Below are 16,614 nucleotides of genomic sequence, written 5' to 3'. Positions count from 1 at the left end.
GGTCGCGGGACGGTCGGAGGGGTCGGAGGGATCGGGGGAATCGGAGGCAGCGGACTCCTCGGAGGTCCCGAGGTCCGACGGGCCGACGGCCTCTGCTGCACGCGCTTGCGCCGACGCGGGGTGCGGCGCCTCGATGCGAGTCATGGTTGCAAATCCTTGCAAGTATCGGCGCGGGGGTCGAGCGGTTGCCGTCTGGTGGCATGGGCCGTCCCGTCGCCGGAGCGATCAGGAGCTGTGCTCGACTCCGGGCAGGTGGTCGGACCCGAGCTCGTGGAGGATGCGATGGCCCAGAGGATCCGCGAGGTGGTAGCGCACCTCGCGGCCGTGCTGCTCCGTGCGCACCCACCCGGCCGTGCGCAGGAGCGTGAGGGCATGGGAGGTCGTCGAGTCCAGCGCTCCCGTCACCCGCGCGACGTCGGAGCTGCGGATCCCGGGGTGGGCGTGGACGGCGAAGAGGATCCGCAGTCTGCGGGGATCGGCCAGGACCGAGAGCCGGCGGGCGAGCTCGTCGAGGTCCTGTCCGCCCTCCAGCAGCTCGGCCGTCGCGCGCACCGCATGCTCGCCCTCGAGCGCCGCGGGTCCGACGCTCACGTGCTCGTGCCCCTCGGCGTGCGCGTGCTGGTGCGCGGCGGCGTGCGCATGCCCGTGTCCCTCGGTGTGCGCGTGCTGGTGCGCGGCGTCAGCACTCGAGTCCTCGACCATGGCTCCATGATCCCCCGGATGCGGGATGGGTGCGTCGGATCCGTGCGCGCCGGCGACCGAGTGGCGGGCACGGGCTGTACGGGGACGGTCTTCGGCGGCACGGGGACGGGCACCGGCAGCCGATGGGTCGGCCGGTTCCGGGCGACCGTACGGCCGGACCGGAGAAGCGCCGAGCGCCGATCGCGCGCCGCCTAAGGTGACGCCATGCCCCGCACCACCGCCCCCTCAGGATCCGCGGCGAACGACGGCCCCTCCCCCGAGCAGACCCCCGTCGCTCCTCCGCCGATCGATGTCGTCATCCCCCATCGGCCGACGGAGGACGTGCTCGGCGTCATCACCGGCACGTTCCTCGCCTCGCTCGGCCTCTACCTGCTGCAGTGCGCGGGCGCCGTCACCGGAGGCACAGCGGGGCTCGCCCTGCTGCTGACCCACGCCCTGCCGATCCCGTTCGCGGTGCTCTTCGCAGCCGTGAACCTGCCGTTCTTCGTGCTCGCGCTGTGGAAGAAGGGCTGGTCGTTCACCGTGCGGACCGTCATCTGCGTGGGGTTGATCTCGCTGTTCAGCCTCGTGCACCCGCGGTTCCTCGCGCTCGGGCACGTGCCGCTGGTCTACGCGGTGATCGGCGGGAACCTGCTGGTGGGCGTCGGCCTGCTCATCATCTTCCGGCACCGGGCCAGCCTGGGCGGCTTCAACATCCTCGCGCTGATCCTGCAGGAGCGCGCGGGGCTGCGCGCCGGCTACGTGCAGATGGCCATGGACGTCGCGGTGATCCTGCTGTCCCTGCTGGTGCTCGATGTGCCGCGGGTGCTGCTCTCCGCCGTCGGCGGGATGATCCTCAACGTGGTGCTCGCGCTGAACCACCGCCCGGAGCGGTACCGGGCGTGAGGCGGGCGGCGCGATCAGTCGTGCCGCATCCTGTCCCGCAGGAGCTCGCCGCCCACGGAGTACTTCGCGTCGGAGACCTCGCGGATCAGCACGTGCACGGACTCCGCGGGCGCGCCGGTGCTGGTGACGATGGTGTCGGTGATCCCCGCGGCGATCTTCTGGTACTGCTCCTGGCGGTCTCCGAACATGAGCTCGGGGACGATGTCGAGATGGACGATCGGCATGATGCCTCCTGGCGGTCGGGTGCTGTGTGCACCAGACTGCGCGGAGGACGCGGAACGCGGAAGACGGCACTTTCTTCTCAGGTACCGACCTCGAGGTAGGACATGGACGATTCAGGAGCACCCGGCGAGGACTACTGCGGGCAGAGCGTGCGGACCACGATCGGCATGATCGGCGGCAAGTGGACGATGCTCATCCTGTTCGAGCTGCTGCAACGCGACCGGCGCTACGCGGACCTGCAGCGCCGGGTCGACGGCATCTCGCAGAAGGTGCTGTCGGAGGAGCTGAAGCGGCTCGTGGCCGAAGGGCTCGTGGCGCGCGACGTCGTCCCGACGACTCCGCCGCAGGTCACCTACAGCATCACCGAGCACGGCCGGAGCCTGGACACGGTGTTCGCGGCGCTGCACGAGTGGGGGCACGGGCACCACGAGCGGTGAGGGGGCACGCGCCTCACCCGTCGCGGTCCGCGGGGGCGAGGGCGACGTCGGCGGCCGCGAAGAGCACCTCTGACTCGACCTGCGTGAGGGAGTCGACGGCAGGCATCGCGCGCTCCAGGGAGAGCCCGTCGAGCACCGTGCCGAGGAAACGCGCGCGGCGCGGGATGTCCTCGGCGGGGATCGCGCATTCCTCGGCGAGCGCGCGCAGCCAGCCCTCCGCGCGGCGCTGACCGTCGCGCTGGGCCGCCAGGTAGGCCTCCCGCACGGACGCAGTCTGCTCCGCAGTGATGAAGGTGCTGGTCATCGTCGCCATCGCCTCCCGGGCCTGCGCGCCCGTGCCGCTGAGGTCCAGCACGTCGAGCAGGCACTGCACGAGGCGGTCCCGAGGGGGCACCGAGCGGTCGCCGATGCTGCTGCGCGGCATCATCCAGTCCAGCACGCGCCGCATGACCTCGTCCCGCAGATCCTGCTGGGTCGGGAAGTGGTGGCGGAGGGAGCCCACGCTCACGCCCGCGCGGGCGGCGACCGCGCGGACGCTGAGGCGCGCCGTCGCACCGTCCTCGCCGAGGATCGCGGCGGCCGCCGCGAGGATCCTCTCCCTCGTGCTCGGCTCCTGCTGGTCGTCCACTGCTCCCCCGCCCTCACTCATCGTCTGCTCGTCCTCTCGACCCTGCCGTCGGCCTGCCCCATACTTTCTGCTGATACAGCGTACTAGTACAGCGTGCTAGTTTCGCGTCATGTCCGGCCGATGGGCGAGCCGGCCCGCACCCGAGTGCCGAGGAGGCACCCCGATGTTCGAGCAGTGGCGTCGCCGACGCGCGGTGAAGCGGATCGATCCGGGGGACGGCAGTCCCCTCAAGCGGTTCCGCTGGTGGCAGCTGCTGGGGCGGTCGCTGTTCCATCTCGACCTCGAGGATCAGGGCCGCCGCCCCGTGCGATACACAGTGGACGTGCGCCAGTGGAAGACCGACGACAACGGCTACGTGAAAGTGCACCTGTTCCGGGGCGGACGCCAGTACGCGGTCGCCCGCGCGCCCGCCGTGTTCCCCGTCGAGGGCGGGGCGATCGAGGTCGCGGTCAGCCAGTTCGGGCTCAAGCGCTGCCACCTCGTCACCAACGACGGCGCCGAGCATCAGCTCGTCCCCGATCCACGCTCGGCGGAGGGCCGACGGGCCCGCTTCGAGCAACGACGCCCCGGCCTGAGCCGGCTGGTCGGCGCGATCTCGATCGTGGCGCTGCTGGTGGGCGTCGCCCTGCTGCTGCAGCAGATCGCGGTGCCGGTGCTGCGCATCCCGCCGATCGCAGAGCGGATCGGACCCATCGACCCCCTCGTCGCCCTCCCGCTGTGGCTGAACATCGCCCTCGGAGTGGCCGCGGCGGCCGCGAGCACGGAGCGGGCGCTGCGTCTGAGGTACCACTGGCTGCTGGACGCGGCGGGGAACTGAGCAGGGCTCGGTCCCGGTCGAGCGGGGGTGGAAGCGAGTGGGCGGTGGACGCGAGCGGCGCCAGGGTGAAGGCTGGCCGGACCCCGTCACGACGGATGCACCGTCGGATCCGTGACCCCCGGGAGTGAACCGTGCCCCGTCCGAACATCCTTCTGCTCTGCACCGACCAGCAGCGCTACGACGCGCTCGGCGCCGCGGGCAACGAGCACATCCGCACCCCGCACCTCGATCGTCTGGCGGCGCAGGGCGCGCGGTTCACGAACTGCTATACGCAGTCGCCGATCTGCGCGCCCTCCCGCGGGAGCCTGATGACGGGCCGGTACCCGCGCCACCACAGCCTGTGGGCGAACGGCGTGGACATGGACCCCGGCGAGCAGCTGTTCACGAAGACCCTCGCGGACGAGGGCTACGACTGCGGGCTCGCCGGGAAGCTGCACCTCGGATCCGCGTTCGACGGCAGGATCGAGCCGCGTCTGGACGACGGTCTGCGCGTGTTCCGCTGGGCGCACGACCCGTATCTGCGCTCGGCCGGGAACGAGTACCACCACTGGCTGCGGCGCACGCACCCGGAGCTGTACGAGAGCGCCGTCGTGAAGCGTGAGATGTCCATCGACTCCCTGCCGCAGGAGGCGCACTATTCGCACTGGGTCGCCGAGGAGACCATCGAGTTCCTCGGTCACTCGCGGCAGAAGGATCGTCCCTTCTGCTTCATCTCGAACTTCTTCGATCCCCATCACGGGTTCGAGGCTCCCCAGCGCTTCCGGGACCTCTACGACGCGTCGGCCCTGCCCGCGCCCGTGACGATCGAGGACGAGCTCGCGACCAAGCCCCCGATCTACAGCCAGGAGTCCGCGAAGTCCTATGCCGGGCACATGCCGGGGTTCGACGACTACTCCCCCGAGGACCTCCAGGAGATCAAGGCCCAGTACTTCGCGATGGTCTCCCTCGTCGACGAGGAGGTGGGGCGGATCCTCGACGCCCTCGAGCTCGAAGAGCTCGCGGAGAACACCCTGGTGATCTTCACGAGCGACCACGGGGAGATGCTGGGCGACCACCGCATGCTGCTCAAGGGACCGATGATGTTCGACTGCTCGGTGAAGGTCCCGCTGCTCATGCGCTGGCCCGGGCAGATCCCCGAAGGCATGGTCGCCGACGAGCTCGTGGAGTGGATCGACCTCACCCGCACAGTGCTCTCGGCCGCGGGATCGATCGGGCTCCCGCGGGCGCAGGGGCGCGACCTCGCGGGGCTGTGGCCGAGCGACGCCGAGCCGTTCGATGATCGCGACTGGGTGCTCTCGGAGTACCGCGACGGCTGCTGGGCGTACGACCCTCCCGTGCACACGACGATGGTGCGCCGGGGCACGTGGAAGATCGTCGTGCACCACGGGCCGCCGGCGACCGCGAGGGAGCGGACCGGGGAGCTCTACGACCTCGCCGCGGACCCCGACGAGCTGCGGAACCTGTGGGACGTGCCCGAGGCGAGGGAGATGCGGGCGGAGATGCAGGCGTTCCTGGTGGACGTGCTGGTGGCGACGGAGGATCGGTCGCGGGTGAGGTTGGCGCCGTTCTGAGGCGGGGGCGCGTCCGCCGTCAGCCCTCGCCCGGGGAGACGCCGAGCGCTGCCGCGTGCTCGGTGATGGCGCGGGCGAGCTCGATGTCCCGCGACGTGATGCCGCCGACGTCATGGCTCGAGAGTGCCACCGTGACCTCCGAATAGGTGAGCGTCAGGTCCGGGTGGTGATTCGCCTCCTCGGCGGATGCGCCGATGCGATCGACCAGAGCGAGGCCGGTCCCGAAGTCACCGGTGGCGAAGCGCGCGGTGATCTGCTCGCCCTCGTGCTGCCACCCGGCAGGGATGGCCTCGCTGATCTCGGATGCGGTCAGGGTCTTCTGCGGATCAGACATGCTTCCATCGTGCGCCTCCGAGGGCTTGCGGGCTACTCCATCGTCTGACGAGCACTCCCGACAGACGGGGTCGGACGACGCGCCTCCGGCATTGAACTGCGGACCACGGACGATGCCGAACACCCCTTGACTGCGCAGTCAAGTGGTCTCTAGGCTCACCGACACGTTCCGCGTCGAGGCCGAGAGGAGGCGTTGTGACAGCGACCCCCGCAAGCCGCCGGGCCGACCGCTCCGCACGGCGCGCCGTCTCGATGATGGACGTCGCCGCCCACGCCGGCGTCTCCCAGAAGACGGTCTCCCGGGTCGTCAACGGCGAGCCGCACGTGCGCCCGGAGGTCCGCGAGCGTGTGCAGCGCGCGATCGACACGCTAGAGTTCCGCCCGAACGCCGCCGCACGCTCGCTGGTCACCCGGCGCACCCGGCGCATCGGCGTGGTCGCACTCGGGACCTCGTTCCACGGCCCCACCTCCGCACTCGCCGCCCTTGAGTCCGTCGCCCGCGCGGGTCACTATTCGCTGAGCGTCCACCGCACGGACTCGACCTCACGCACAGAGATCCAGGCCGCAGTCGACACGCTGCTCAGCGAAGGCGTGGAAGGCATCGTCCTCTCCGAGCCGATGCACCTCGACGGCGCTCCCCTGCGGATCCGGGGCGACGTCGCCGTGCTCACTCTGGGCGCCCGCGGGCTCACCTCCCGCCCCGACGAGCTCGTGGTGGGCACGGACGAGGAGGACGGCGGTCGCGTCGCCGCCGAGCACCTCGTGAGCCTCGGCCACGAGACCATCCACCACCTCGCCGGCCCCGAGGGCTGGATCTCCAGTCAGCTGCGCCGCGAGGGCTGGGAGTCGGTCCTTCGGCACCGGGGCCTCCGGGTGCCCGAGCCTGCCACCGGCGACTGGTCGCCCCGCAGCGGGTACGAGGCGATGCAGCGCCTGCTCGACAGCGATGACCGGCCGACGGCCGTCTTCGTCGCGAACGACCAGATGGCCGTCGGTGCGATCGCCGCGATCCAGGCAGCCGGGCTGCACGTCCCCGAGGACGTGAGCATCGTCGGCTTCGACGACATCGACGTCGCCGAGTTCCTCGCAACCCCTCTGACCACCCTGCGCCAGCAGTTCACCCTCGCCGCCCATGACGGCATGAACCAGCTCATCCGCGCCATCGACGGCAACGTCCGGACCAGCCCCGCGCACCTCGTGCCGATCACCTTCGTCGAACGCGCCACCACGGCGCCTCCGCGCCCGTCACAGGCTCCCGACCACAGGTAGCCCACCCCGGGCCGTCGGCTTCCGCGAGGGAGCCGGCCGCCCGCGCACATCGCACCCACCACCTCGGCAGTTCTCTGTACCCACAATTGACAGCGTAGTCAGGAGTGCACCATGCCTCGTCCCCACCCATTGCTCCGCGGCACCCGCGGACCTCGTCCCGCCGCCTCGGCTCCCCCACCCGGACGACTACGGCCGAGTCGCCGAGAGCTGCTGAGGATCCCTGCCGCCGTGGCCGCAGGCACCGCCCTGACCGGTGCTCTGAGCGCCTGCGGGAGCGGCGACGCCACGGAGATCACCTCGGGAACCGTCGCTCTGGACTTCTGGACCCACGACGACGGCTACATCAAATTCTTCGAGGGCGCCGTCCCCGTCGCGGAGAAGGGCTCTCCCTTCGACTACGACCTCCGCGTCACCAAGATCGCCGCCGCGGACCTCGTCACGAAGCTCATCGCACAGGCCGTCGCCGGCACCGGCACCCCTGACGTCGCGGGTCTCGAGATCGGAGCGTTCTCCCGCATGCTGCGCGGCGAGATCGCCCCGGAGCTGCTGGTCGACCTCACGCAGGACGTCGAGCCGTTCACCGACGACCTCATCTCCGCCCGCCTCACCCCCTTCAGCAAGGACGGTGCGCTCTACGCCCTGGACTCGGACACGCCGGTCACGGTGCTCTACCACCGCGCCGACGAGTTCGATCGCCTGGGCATCGACGCCGACTTCGGCACGTGGGAGGACTTCGCGGACGTCGGCCGCACGCTTGCGGAGAAGAAGGGCCTGTCGCTCGGGGCCTTCGCCGTCAACGACCCGGGCGGCACCGTGCAGTGCTTCCACATCCACCTGCTGCAGCGCGGCGGCGACCTCTTCGACGCCGACGGCGCGCCGACCCTTCAGAGCCCCGAGGCCGAGGAGACCCTCGCCTTCCTCGTCGACGGTGTGCAGAGCGGGTTCCTCACGACCGTCGCCGACATGTACGGCCCCAGCATCCAGAGCGGTCTGAAGGCCGGGAAGATCCTGGCCGTGAACATGCCGTCCTGGTACTCGAGCTACGGCATCCAGCCCAACGTGCCCGAGCAGTCCGGGAAGTGGCGCGTGGCCGCCCTGCCCGTCTTCGCAGGCGGCGGGCACCGCACCGGCGTCGGCGGAGGCACCGGCTTCGCGGCGCTCACCGACAAGCCGGCGACGGCCGCCGCCCGGAACCTCGTCGTGAAGGGCTACTTGGACCCCGACCAGCAGATCGCGCGCTACAAGGACCTGGGCTACCTGCCCACGCTGCGCTCGGTCTATGACGCACCCGAACTGCTGAGCCTGGAGAGCGAGTACTTCGGCGGGCAGAAGCTGTTCGAGATCTTCCGGGACATCGTCGACGACGTCCCCGACGTCCACCAGAGCGCCGACATCTCGATCATGAACACAGTGCTGTCGGGCCACGTGCTGCGCGCCTTCAAGGGCACCGTCAGTCCTGCTCAGGCGCTCGCCGATGCCACCGAAGACTTCCGCGGGCAAGCGAAGGGCTGACCGATGACCACCACCGACATCTCCAACACCGACGCCCCGGCCGCACGCGGCGGCTCTGCGGCCCCCGGACCATCCTCCCGCCGCGGCCCGGCGGCTCGGCGCACCGGCTCCCTGCGCGGGGGCGCTGCGCCGTACGCCTTCATCGCGCCCTTCTACGTGCTCTACGTGCTGTTCATGATCATCCCGATCCTGGCGGCGCTCGTCCTCAGCCTCACCGAATGGGTGGGGCTGGGCATGCCCCGGTTCATCGGCCTCTCTAACTACGCGAACCTCGCGACCGACTCGAGCTTCGCGACGGCGCTCGCGAACTCCCTCGTCTACACGCTGGTCGCGGTCATCATCGTGGTCCCCTGCGCGCTGCTGATCGCCCAGGGGCTGCACGCCAAGGGCCTGCGGATGCGGGACCTGTTCCGCGTCGCCTTCTTCGTGCCAATGGTGCTCTCGCCGATCGTCATCGCGCTGATCTACAGCCTGATCTTCGACCGCGACTACGGCCTGCTGAACGCGTCGCTGGATGCCCTGTTCGGACTGCCGCACGTGGACTGGCTGGGCGATCCGACGCTCGCGAAGGGCGCGATCGGCTTCGTGCTGCTGTGGAGGACGGTCGGCTATCTGACGATCTTCTTCCTCGCCGCGTTGCAGAACGTGCCGGCCGAGCAGTACGAGGCCGCAGCGCTCGACGGCGCGGGCCGCGTGCGCACCTTCCTCGCGGTCACCGTCCCGGGCATCAAGCCCATCTCGGCGTTCGTCATCGTCACCTCGTTCATCGGTGCGGCCCAGCTGTTCGACGAGCCGTACCTGCTGACCAAGGGCGGACCCGGCGAGGCGACGATCTCGGTCGCCATGTTCATCTACCGCGCCGCCTTCGAACGCCAGCAGTTCGGCTACGCGGCCGCGGCGGGCGTCGTCCTCTTCATCATCGTCTTCGCTGTCAGCCAGGGACTGAACCGTCTCCTGGGCATCGGGAGGGACTCATGAGCACCATCGACGCCGCATCCGCATCCTCCGCAACCACCGCACCGACCGCCCCGTCAGGACGTCGGGCCGAGGGCCAGAAGTCGCCGCGCCGCTTCCGCGTGCGCCGGGGACTGCTCTACCTGACGCTCTGCGCGCTGCTGGTGGTGTTCATCCTGCCGCTGGTGTGGGCGCTGAGCGGATCGTTCAAACAGCGCGGTGACATCTTCGCGACCCCGCCATCGCTGATCCCGAACCCGGCGACTCTTGAGAACTACCGCAATCTGCTCTCGACCCAGCCGTTCTGGTCGTGGTTCGCGATCAGCATCGGCACCGCGGCGATCGCGACTGTGGTCTCCGTGTTCGTGTGCGCCATGGCCGGATACGGCTTCGCGAAGTTCCGCTTCCGCGGCAAGAGGATCCTCTTCGCGGTCATGTTCAGCTCGCTGTCGATCCCCTTCGCCGTGATCCTGATCCCGCTGTTCATCCTGGTGGTCAAGAGCGGTCTGGCGAACCCGTGGTTCGCGCTGATCGTCCCCTGGGTGGCGCCCGCCTTCGGGATCTTCATGACGCAGCAGTTCATCGTGCAGGCGATCCCCGACGAGCTCCTCGAGTCGGCGCGGATCGACGGCAGCAGCGAGTTCGGCACCTTCCGGCGCGTCGTGCTGCCGCTGCTGCGTCCCTCGCTCGGAGCGCTCGGAGTGTGGAGCTTCCTGCAGAGCTACAACAGCTTCATGTGGCCGCTGGTGATCATCTCCAACACCAGCCAGTACACGCTGCCGCTGGGACTGAACATCCTCTACGCCTCGGAGAACCGCAGCTACGACCTGGTCCTCGCCGGCGCCGTGCTCGCCTCGATCCCGACGATCCTCGTCTTCATCCTGCTGCGCAGGCAGCTGCTCGAGGGTCTCGTCGCCGGAGCAGTGAAGGGGTGAGATCCGGCCGACGGCCCGGCGCGGCCGGGTCGTCGGCCGATACTTCGCTCCGCTCCTGACTCGACTGCAGCACCAGACACCCCAACGGGATACGAACCCGTTCCGCCCTTCTCACCCAGCACTGCCCCTCGCCGCGCCCCGTGCCGGCCCTCACCCGAGCCCCTCTCCCGAAAGGACCGCCCCATGTTCCAGCAGCCCGACCACGTGCTCTTCGGCGCCGCGTACTACCACGAGTACCAGCCCTCCCCTCGCCTGGAGACCGACATGCGCCAGATGCGGGAAGCCGGATTCACCGTGATCCGCGTGGGCGAGTCCGTGTGGTCCACCTGGGAGCCCGAGGACGGCGTCTTCGACCTCGAATGGCTGGCCCCGGTGCTGGACGCGGCGCACGAGAACGGAATCGCCGTCGTGCTCGGCACCCCCACCTACGCGGCGCCCATGTGGCTGGTGCGCCAGGTGCCCGAGATCAACGTCGAGCGCACCTCGGGTCAGCGGATGGGCTGGGGCGCCCGCCAGGAGATCAACTTCGCCCACCCCGCGTTCCTCTTCCACGCCGAGCGCGTGATCCGTCGGATCATCAGCCGCTACGCGGACCACCCGACCGTGATCGGCTTCCAGGTCGACAACGAACCGGGCAACGAGATCTTCGCGAACGACCAGGTGTTCCAGAAGTTCGTGGACCACCTTCGACGCAGCTACGGCTCGGTCGAGGAGCTCAACCGGGCCTGGGGGCTCACCTACTGGTCGCACCGTCTGAGCGACTGGGCGGACCTGTGGCGCCCGGACGCGAACGTGCAGCCCCAGTACACGCTCGCCTGGCGCCGGTTGCAGGCCCAGCTGACCACCGATTTCATCGGCTGGCAGGCGGAGGTGGTGCGCGAGTACGCCCGCGAGGACCAGTTCGTCACCACCTGCATCTCCTACGACCGTCCCACGCTGGACGAGGAGAAGGTGGCCCGCTCCCTCGACGTCACAGCGGGGAACCCGTACTACCGGATGCAGGACTCCTTCGCGATGCCGAACCGCGACCAGGACGCCCAGTTCTGGACGACCACGGGCGTGTGGTCGCTGATCACGCACGCGGATCGCATGTACGGCACGAAGCAGGCGCCGTTCCTCGTCACCGAGACGAACGCACAGGCCATCGGTTTCCCGTGGATGAACGAGCCGGCGTACGACGGGCAGTGGCGCCAGGCCGCCTGGGCGCTGATCTCCCGTGGCGCCGCGATGATCGAGTACTGGCACTGGCACACCCTGCACGCCGGCGCCGAGACCTACTGGGGTGGCATCCTCCCCCACTCCCAGGAGCCGGGACGGGTCTATGGGGAGCTCGCGCAGATCGGCGAGGAGCTGCGCCGTGCCGGCGCGAGCGTCACGGGATTGGAGCCGGACGCCGACGTCGCGTTGCTGTTCGACAACCCCTCGAAGTGGTCGCTCGCCGAGTATCCGACGTTCGCGAAGGCGGACGGCAGTCCGGACCGCCGCTCGTTCCAGACCGTCTACGAGGCGTTCTCGCGGGGTGTGGTCGATGCCGGACTGCAGGCGAACGCCGTGCACATCGCGCAGCTGAGCGAGCAGTCACCGGCGAAGTTCGCGCAGCGCCGGCCCGTGCTGGTCGCCGCGGCGTTCACGATCGCCTCCGATGAGAACCTTGTCTGGCTGCGGGAGTACGCGGAGGCCGGAGGGCACCTGGTGCTCGGGGTGCGCACCGGCTACGAGGACGAGGAGGCGCGGGCGCGCCTCGAGCGCAAGCCGGGGTTGCTCGATGAGGCCGCCGGGGTCTGGTACGACGAGTTCTCGAACCTGCGCGGGCCGCTCGCACTCGAGGCGGGCGACGGAGCCGAGGACGTCTCGTTCTCCTTGACGGCGGGCGCCTCAGGCACGCGCTGGGCCGACGGCGTGCAGGTGACCGACGAGCAGACACAGGTGCTCGCCCGTTACGCGCACCCACACTTCGGCCGCTGGCCCGCCGTGACCACGAGGGAGGCCGGGGACGGGCGGATCACGTACGTCGGTACCGTGCCGGACCAGGATCTCGCGGCCGCGCTCATGGAGTGGGCCGTGCGGGTGGACCGTGACGGGGCCCGCGAGGATGGCGGGGACGGTAAGGACCGCGCGGACGGAGTGCCCCTCGGGGACCGACAAGGCGGCGCCGCATGGCGTCCTGCGACCGGCTCCCAGACCGTGTTCTCCGCGCGCAACGGCGCCGGCGAGCACGTGCGCTTCCTGCACAACTGGTCGTGGGAGCCGAGCACTTTCCGTCTGCCGACGGCCGTGCGGGACGCGGTGAGCGGTGAGGAGCTCGCCGTAGGCAGCGAGCTGGAGCTCGGAGCGTGGGATGTGCGGGTGGTCGTCGAGGTGGGGTGACCGGGGACCAGCGGCGGGGTGCGGGCTGCGGGGTCCGGGCTGCGAACGATGGCCAGATGGGCGCCAGGGGCTTGGCACCCCGATGCCCCGATCGCACGCCGTCTAGATGATCCGGTTCTGCGAGCGGTCCTCCGATGGGGGGGGTCGACGGAGTGCAGGCGTCCGATGCCCGCCGCTGCCTCGTACAGAGCGCGGTGCGCAGGCCGCAGCTGCGCGTAGGCCTCGACGGCCGACGGATCCGGGGCCGTGGTCACGCCCGCGCGCTCGGCGAGCGGGGCGATGGAGTGCTCGACCCCGAGGGCCTCGACGCCCGCGATCGCCGCCCCCAGCAGGGTCGCGTCCACATGGCCGGTCTCCGGCGCCGGGACATCGACTGCCTGGTCGTCGCGCCCGACGCTATGGACGGACCGGCCGGTGACGTCGGCCAGGATCCGCCTCCAGGGAGCAGAGACCGCTCCCCCGCCGACCACGGTGAGCAGGGCATCGCCTGACCGACTGGCGGCATCGCCCCCGGCTGGGGCAACCCCTTGTTCCGCGGGATCGAGTGCGTGCGAGAGAGCGAGAGCGACGCCCTCGAGGGTCGCGGCATAGAGGTCGACGGGCCGCGTGGTGTGGTCGAGGCCGAGCACGGCGCCGCGCAGCGCATGGTCCCGCACGGGGTAGCGCTCCCCGCCGAGCGAGGGCAGGACGAGCAGGCCTGTCGGGCCGCGCCCGTGCGCGCGCTCTCGCTGTTCCAGCAGAGCGTCGGCCTCGGCGGGCGAGGCGCCGTGCAGGTACGTTTCGCGGGCCCACGCGGCGGCCGCTCCGGCGGCGAGGACGGCGGAGATGCGCAGCTCGAGGCCGCCGAGAGCGAGGCGGTGAGAGGCATCGGGCACCCCGGCGCCCTCGTCAGGCACGACGCGGATTCTCGCGATCCAGCCGCTCGTGCCCAGCGACGCGTGGTCGCGTCCGGGCGCGGTGCCGGTGACGCCGATCGCCGCGGCGCCCGCGTCGCCGGGCGCGAGCACGATCGGGATGCCGGACGAGATACCGAGCAGATCGCGGGCGCTCTCGCCCGTGCGGCCGACCACCTCGCCGATCCAGCGCGTGAGGCGCGGCAGAAGGGCCGGGTCGATGCCGGCCGTGCGGGCGACGGCGGGCGACCAGTCGCGAGTGCGGGCATCGAGCACGCCCGTCGTCGAGGCGGTGGTCGAATCGCACCAGGTGCCGGCGCCGAGGCGATGCGCGAGGTGGCCGGCGGGACCGAAGGTGATGCCGCGGGCACGGCCGATGGCCTCCGGTTCGACGAGCGCGAGGCGGCGGAACATGGCAGCGCAGCTGCTCGCGTCCTGCTGGGTGCCGGCGAGCACGTCCCAGTCCTCGCCATCACGGGCGACGGCCTCGCGGATCTCGCGGGTCTCGGTGCTTGCGCGGAGGTCGGTGTAGAGGACCGCGGGGCGCACCGCGCCGTCATCGCCGCTCGTCGAGCTCTCGAGGATCAGGTCCTGCATCTGGCCGGTGAGGCAGAGCGCCGCGACGTCGGCCGATCGCGGGTGCACCTGCGTGATCGCGGTGCGGGCGGCGCGGATCCAGCGCTCGGGATCCTGCTCGGAGCCGCCGTCGGGCAACGAGGCGGTGGGATATGGCTCGCTCGCGGTGGTGAGACGGCGGCCCTCGAGGTCGATCAGCGCCGCCTTCGCGGAGGACGTGCCGAAGTCGAGGCAGAGCAGCGGGGGCATGGGGACAGGGTAGGCGGGGCGCGAGCACGTTGCTGCTCTAGCTAGGCAAGTGCGGTTCCTGTTGCAGCCCAGAAAGTCTCGACAACGCCCTCCAGCGTTAACGAGATGAACGCCTCGGGGATTTTGGTGCACAGCCTGTAGACACGTAAAGGTAGCACGCGCCCACCATCCGACCCTTTCAACCTCTTGACCAATCCGAGTACGTCGCAACTCGAGCCCAGTTTGCCACGTTGACAGCAAACCTTGCGACACCACTTGCCCACAACTTAACATTTCAAAACTTTAAGAATACCCCCGAACAATCATTAGGGTACAGATCTGGCCACTGCCGACCATCCCGACGAGCGCACCCAATTGGGCCCTCGCAACGGATGTCCTTGACGTGGAACTCGAGACACACCAATTTTCAAGCTATGTACCCTTCCGTTGGTAGACACTGACGGCGACCGACAATGCCAATCGCCAAGCATGCGCTCTGCGCTTTAGTGGGAGACGGAGCGTCCTATCCTTCGATTTTCGCTGCAAGTCAACAAATCGCAATCCGCGCGCGGATCCGATTAGCACATAGAATCCTGTCCACCGGAGCGGAGGACAGCGTATTTATCGAAGTCAATTTTTTCGGGATTGTTGGATACAACTTGGCTATCTTTGGATTCCACGATCCAGGCGTTACCGTCTTTTCCTTGCAGAACAACTATTCGCTCACCTTCGCCCGAGCCATCAGCCGGGTACTTGCATGCAGCATAGAGGAATTCCGCGGTTTCAGGCGGCGTCTCGCCGCCTGACAGCTCCTTTCCCCAGTCAGCCACCAAGTCTTGAGAGCTACCGATTGCAGCCGCCAAAGCCAGCAAGATCCACAGTACCGCGAAGAACCCTGCAGCAACCTTCAATACGGACTCACTAAAAAACCCGCCACCCCTCACTCCGAAGTACCGAACCCACCCGAATGTCCCCCCGAGAGAGACAAGTCCACCTGTCAACCAAACGAGAAAGTATCCAGCGACATAAATTCGAAACCAGCCCGGAATAGCCACATCGTCCGACGGAACACCGAAAGCACCGATCCAGGCTGCAGCGTAGTACTGAGCTCCTGTGGCCACCAAGGCAACTAACGCAGTCAAAGTCGTGAGCGACCAGACCTTCTTAACTTCCGGATTTATTGCAACAAGGTGAACCAGGCCCGCCAAGAACACTACGCAAGCGCCTGTTCCTGCCATTACCTTGAGTGCGCCTACAAGCTCGTCACCGAACTCTTCAATGAAAATACGGAATGGCAGACCCACCGCTGCCGCGATCAGCCACGCGGCCAGCCCACCAGCGATTCGCAACCCTCGATTTAGGCGATCCCCACTGGCCCAGCGTGCAAAAATCGCAACAATGACCGTTGAAATTAGACCTCCCGCAATTCGGAACGGCAATTCTGTCGGCATCCACGCAAGCACACTCCCTCCGAACGAAACGAGCGCTCCGAGTACCACAAGAAGGATGAACCCTAGGTACCTTTTTGGCTCCTCCCAAGGGTTCTCGACGGTCCGCACGGGCTCCGCGCGGCTTGATATTGACATCGTAACCGGGTCGTACTCTTCGCCGGGCAAGTGAGCGGTTTTCAATTGCTCCTGAGCGGCTTTCCGCTCTTCCGCACGTCGTCTCAGGAGCGCCGGGTTCACACTCCTTGGGACAGCGATTTCCCAATTAAGTGGCTGGAGGCTCATTTCAGCAGAGCGCCTCCACTTCTTCGGAAACAGGTTTCCCCACCCGCCCTTTGCTCTATTTATCGAAACGATTCTGCGATGATCCGTTAGGGGCTCCACTAGGCGAAGCTCGTCAACGGTCAAGGGGAGTTCCTGGCGGTTGAAGTCCGCTAGCTCAGATCTCGCCACACTCAACGCAGCGGATTTCGCACTATAGACGGGAATAGCAAGAATGTAGTCACAGTCTTCTCGTGCGAAGTGGTGCCAACCTCTCCAATCAAACAGTCCCTCTACATACTCTTCCGACAAGTTTGAGGAGACGGCCACTCTCGCGAACACAACCCTGTTCGAAACCTTCTGGTCAGCCACTATTTCTTCACTCCAATTCTGCGAAATTCACTCAGATCGGGGATCCGCGCAAGTTTCGAGGGACGCACTGCCTCCACATTGTGGCCCACACATGGCGTCACGTCACCCAATTGGATCGCTTCATTTCGGGAAGCTTCGACGACCCACTCGGTCGTCACCCCCCTTCCGCCACCCCCGCCCCACGCGGAAGAACATCTGTTGGCC

15 protein-coding genes and 1 pseudogene are annotated in these 16,614 nt (G+C 68.6%); 10 read left to right on the top strand and 6 right to left on the bottom strand.

Translation table 11 applies throughout. The features are described 5' to 3' along the window. Positions 1-225 precede the first annotated feature (225 nt). A complete protein-coding gene (locus MHY49_RS17065) occupies positions 226-702 on the bottom strand; it encodes a helix-turn-helix transcriptional regulator (RefSeq protein WP_239206149.1) in 477 nt (158 codons plus the stop codon). A gap of 204 nt (positions 703-906) precedes the next feature. Between MHY49_RS17065 and MHY49_RS17060 the strand changes: the two genes are divergently transcribed. Further along, a complete protein-coding gene (locus MHY49_RS17060) occupies positions 907-1,587 on the top strand; it encodes a YitT family protein (RefSeq protein ID WP_239206147.1) in 681 nt (226 codons plus the stop codon). Between the two features lie 14 nt (positions 1,588-1,601). Here the strand turns inward: MHY49_RS17060 and MHY49_RS17055 are convergent, their stop codons facing one another. Next, positions 1,602-1,811, bottom strand: coding sequence for a 2-hydroxymuconate tautomerase (locus MHY49_RS17055; protein WP_239206145.1), 210 nt, complete (start codon positions 1,809-1,811; stop codon positions 1,602-1,604). Between the two features lie 102 nt (positions 1,812-1,913). Here MHY49_RS17055 and MHY49_RS17050 point away from each other — a divergent pair, with 102 nt between their 5' ends. Then, entirely contained in the window at positions 1,914-2,246 is a 333-nt protein-coding gene (locus MHY49_RS17050; protein WP_239206143.1) for a helix-turn-helix domain-containing protein, read from the top strand. 13 nt (positions 2,247-2,259) lie between these two features. On the opposite strand, the gene MHY49_RS17045 is transcribed toward MHY49_RS17050, so the two are convergent. Further along, a complete protein-coding gene (locus tag MHY49_RS17045; protein WP_239206141.1) occupies positions 2,260-2,895 on the bottom strand; it encodes a TetR/AcrR family transcriptional regulator in 636 nt (211 codons plus the stop codon). A gap of 142 nt (positions 2,896-3,037) precedes the next feature. Here MHY49_RS17045 and MHY49_RS17040 point away from each other — a divergent pair, with 142 nt between their 5' ends. Together MHY49_RS17040 and MHY49_RS17035 are read left to right on the top strand one after the other, a co-directional pair. Beyond that, a complete protein-coding gene (locus MHY49_RS17040) occupies positions 3,038-3,691 on the top strand; it encodes a hypothetical protein (protein ID WP_239206139.1) in 654 nt (217 codons plus the stop codon). Between the two features lie 131 nt (positions 3,692-3,822). Continuing rightward, the gene (locus MHY49_RS17035; protein ID WP_239206137.1) at positions 3,823-5,262 is read left to right on the top strand and encodes a sulfatase-like hydrolase/transferase; all 1,440 of its coding nucleotides are present in this window, start codon (positions 3,823-3,825) and stop codon (positions 5,260-5,262) included. 19 nt (positions 5,263-5,281) lie between these two features. Here the strand turns inward: MHY49_RS17035 and MHY49_RS17030 are convergent, their stop codons facing one another. Further along, complete coding sequence (locus MHY49_RS17030; protein ID WP_239206135.1) at positions 5,282-5,596, bottom strand: 4a-hydroxytetrahydrobiopterin dehydratase; 315 nt, start codon at positions 5,594-5,596, stop codon at positions 5,282-5,284. Between the two features lie 194 nt (positions 5,597-5,790). Between MHY49_RS17030 and MHY49_RS17025 the strand changes: the two genes are divergently transcribed. The 6 genes from MHY49_RS17025 to MHY49_RS17000 all read left to right on the top strand — a co-directional run bounded on the left by MHY49_RS17025 (position 5,791) and on the right by MHY49_RS17000 (position 13,123). After that, complete coding sequence (locus MHY49_RS17025) at positions 5,791-6,864, top strand: substrate-binding domain-containing protein (RefSeq protein WP_239206133.1); 1,074 nt, start codon at positions 5,791-5,793, stop codon at positions 6,862-6,864. Between the two features lie 228 nt (positions 6,865-7,092). Next, a complete protein-coding gene (locus MHY49_RS17020; protein WP_239206131.1) occupies positions 7,093-8,376 on the top strand; it encodes an extracellular solute-binding protein in 1,284 nt (427 codons plus the stop codon). Positions 8,377-8,379: 3 nt separating this feature from the next. Further along, positions 8,380-9,354, top strand: coding sequence for a carbohydrate ABC transporter permease (locus tag MHY49_RS17015; RefSeq protein ID WP_239206129.1), 975 nt, complete (start codon positions 8,380-8,382; stop codon positions 9,352-9,354). Further along, the gene (locus MHY49_RS17010) at positions 9,351-10,265 is read left to right on the top strand and encodes a carbohydrate ABC transporter permease (RefSeq protein WP_239206127.1); all 915 of its coding nucleotides are present in this window, start codon (positions 9,351-9,353) and stop codon (positions 10,263-10,265) included. The genes MHY49_RS17015 and MHY49_RS17010 overlap by 4 nt, the downstream gene beginning before the upstream one ends. Positions 10,266-10,448: 183 nt before the next feature. Beyond that, positions 10,449-12,632: a beta-galactosidase gene (locus MHY49_RS17005; RefSeq protein WP_239206125.1), complete on the top strand. Its 2,184-nt coding sequence runs from the start codon at positions 10,449-10,451 to the stop codon at positions 12,630-12,632. A 134-nt stretch (positions 12,633-12,766) separates the two neighbouring features. Further along, positions 12,767-13,123 carry a hypothetical protein gene (locus MHY49_RS17000; RefSeq protein ID WP_239206151.1) on the top strand — a complete coding sequence of 119 codons (357 nt, stop codon included), beginning with the start codon at positions 12,767-12,769 and terminating at the stop codon, positions 13,121-13,123. Here MHY49_RS17000 and MHY49_RS16995 read toward each other — a convergent pair. Continuing rightward, positions 13,070-14,350 (bottom strand): annotated as a pseudogene (locus tag MHY49_RS16995) (FGGY family carbohydrate kinase); the annotation flags it as partial. The gene MHY49_RS17000 and the pseudogene MHY49_RS16995 sit on opposite strands and share 54 nt — an antisense overlap. 557 nt (positions 14,351-14,907) lie before the next feature. Beyond that, positions 14,908-16,410 (bottom strand): hypothetical protein, encoded by a 1,503-nt coding sequence (locus MHY49_RS16990; RefSeq protein WP_239206123.1) that lies wholly within the window; start codon positions 16,408-16,410, stop codon positions 14,908-14,910. Between the last annotated feature and the right edge of the window lie 204 nt (positions 16,411-16,614).

Origin of the sequence: Brachybacterium sp. ACRRE (assembly GCF_022346485.1) — a bacterium.
GTDB classification, from domain to species: Bacteria; Actinomycetota; Actinomycetes; order Actinomycetales; family Dermabacteraceae; genus Brachybacterium; species Brachybacterium halotolerans.
This window is presented reverse-complemented; position numbering and strand designations above follow the sequence as displayed.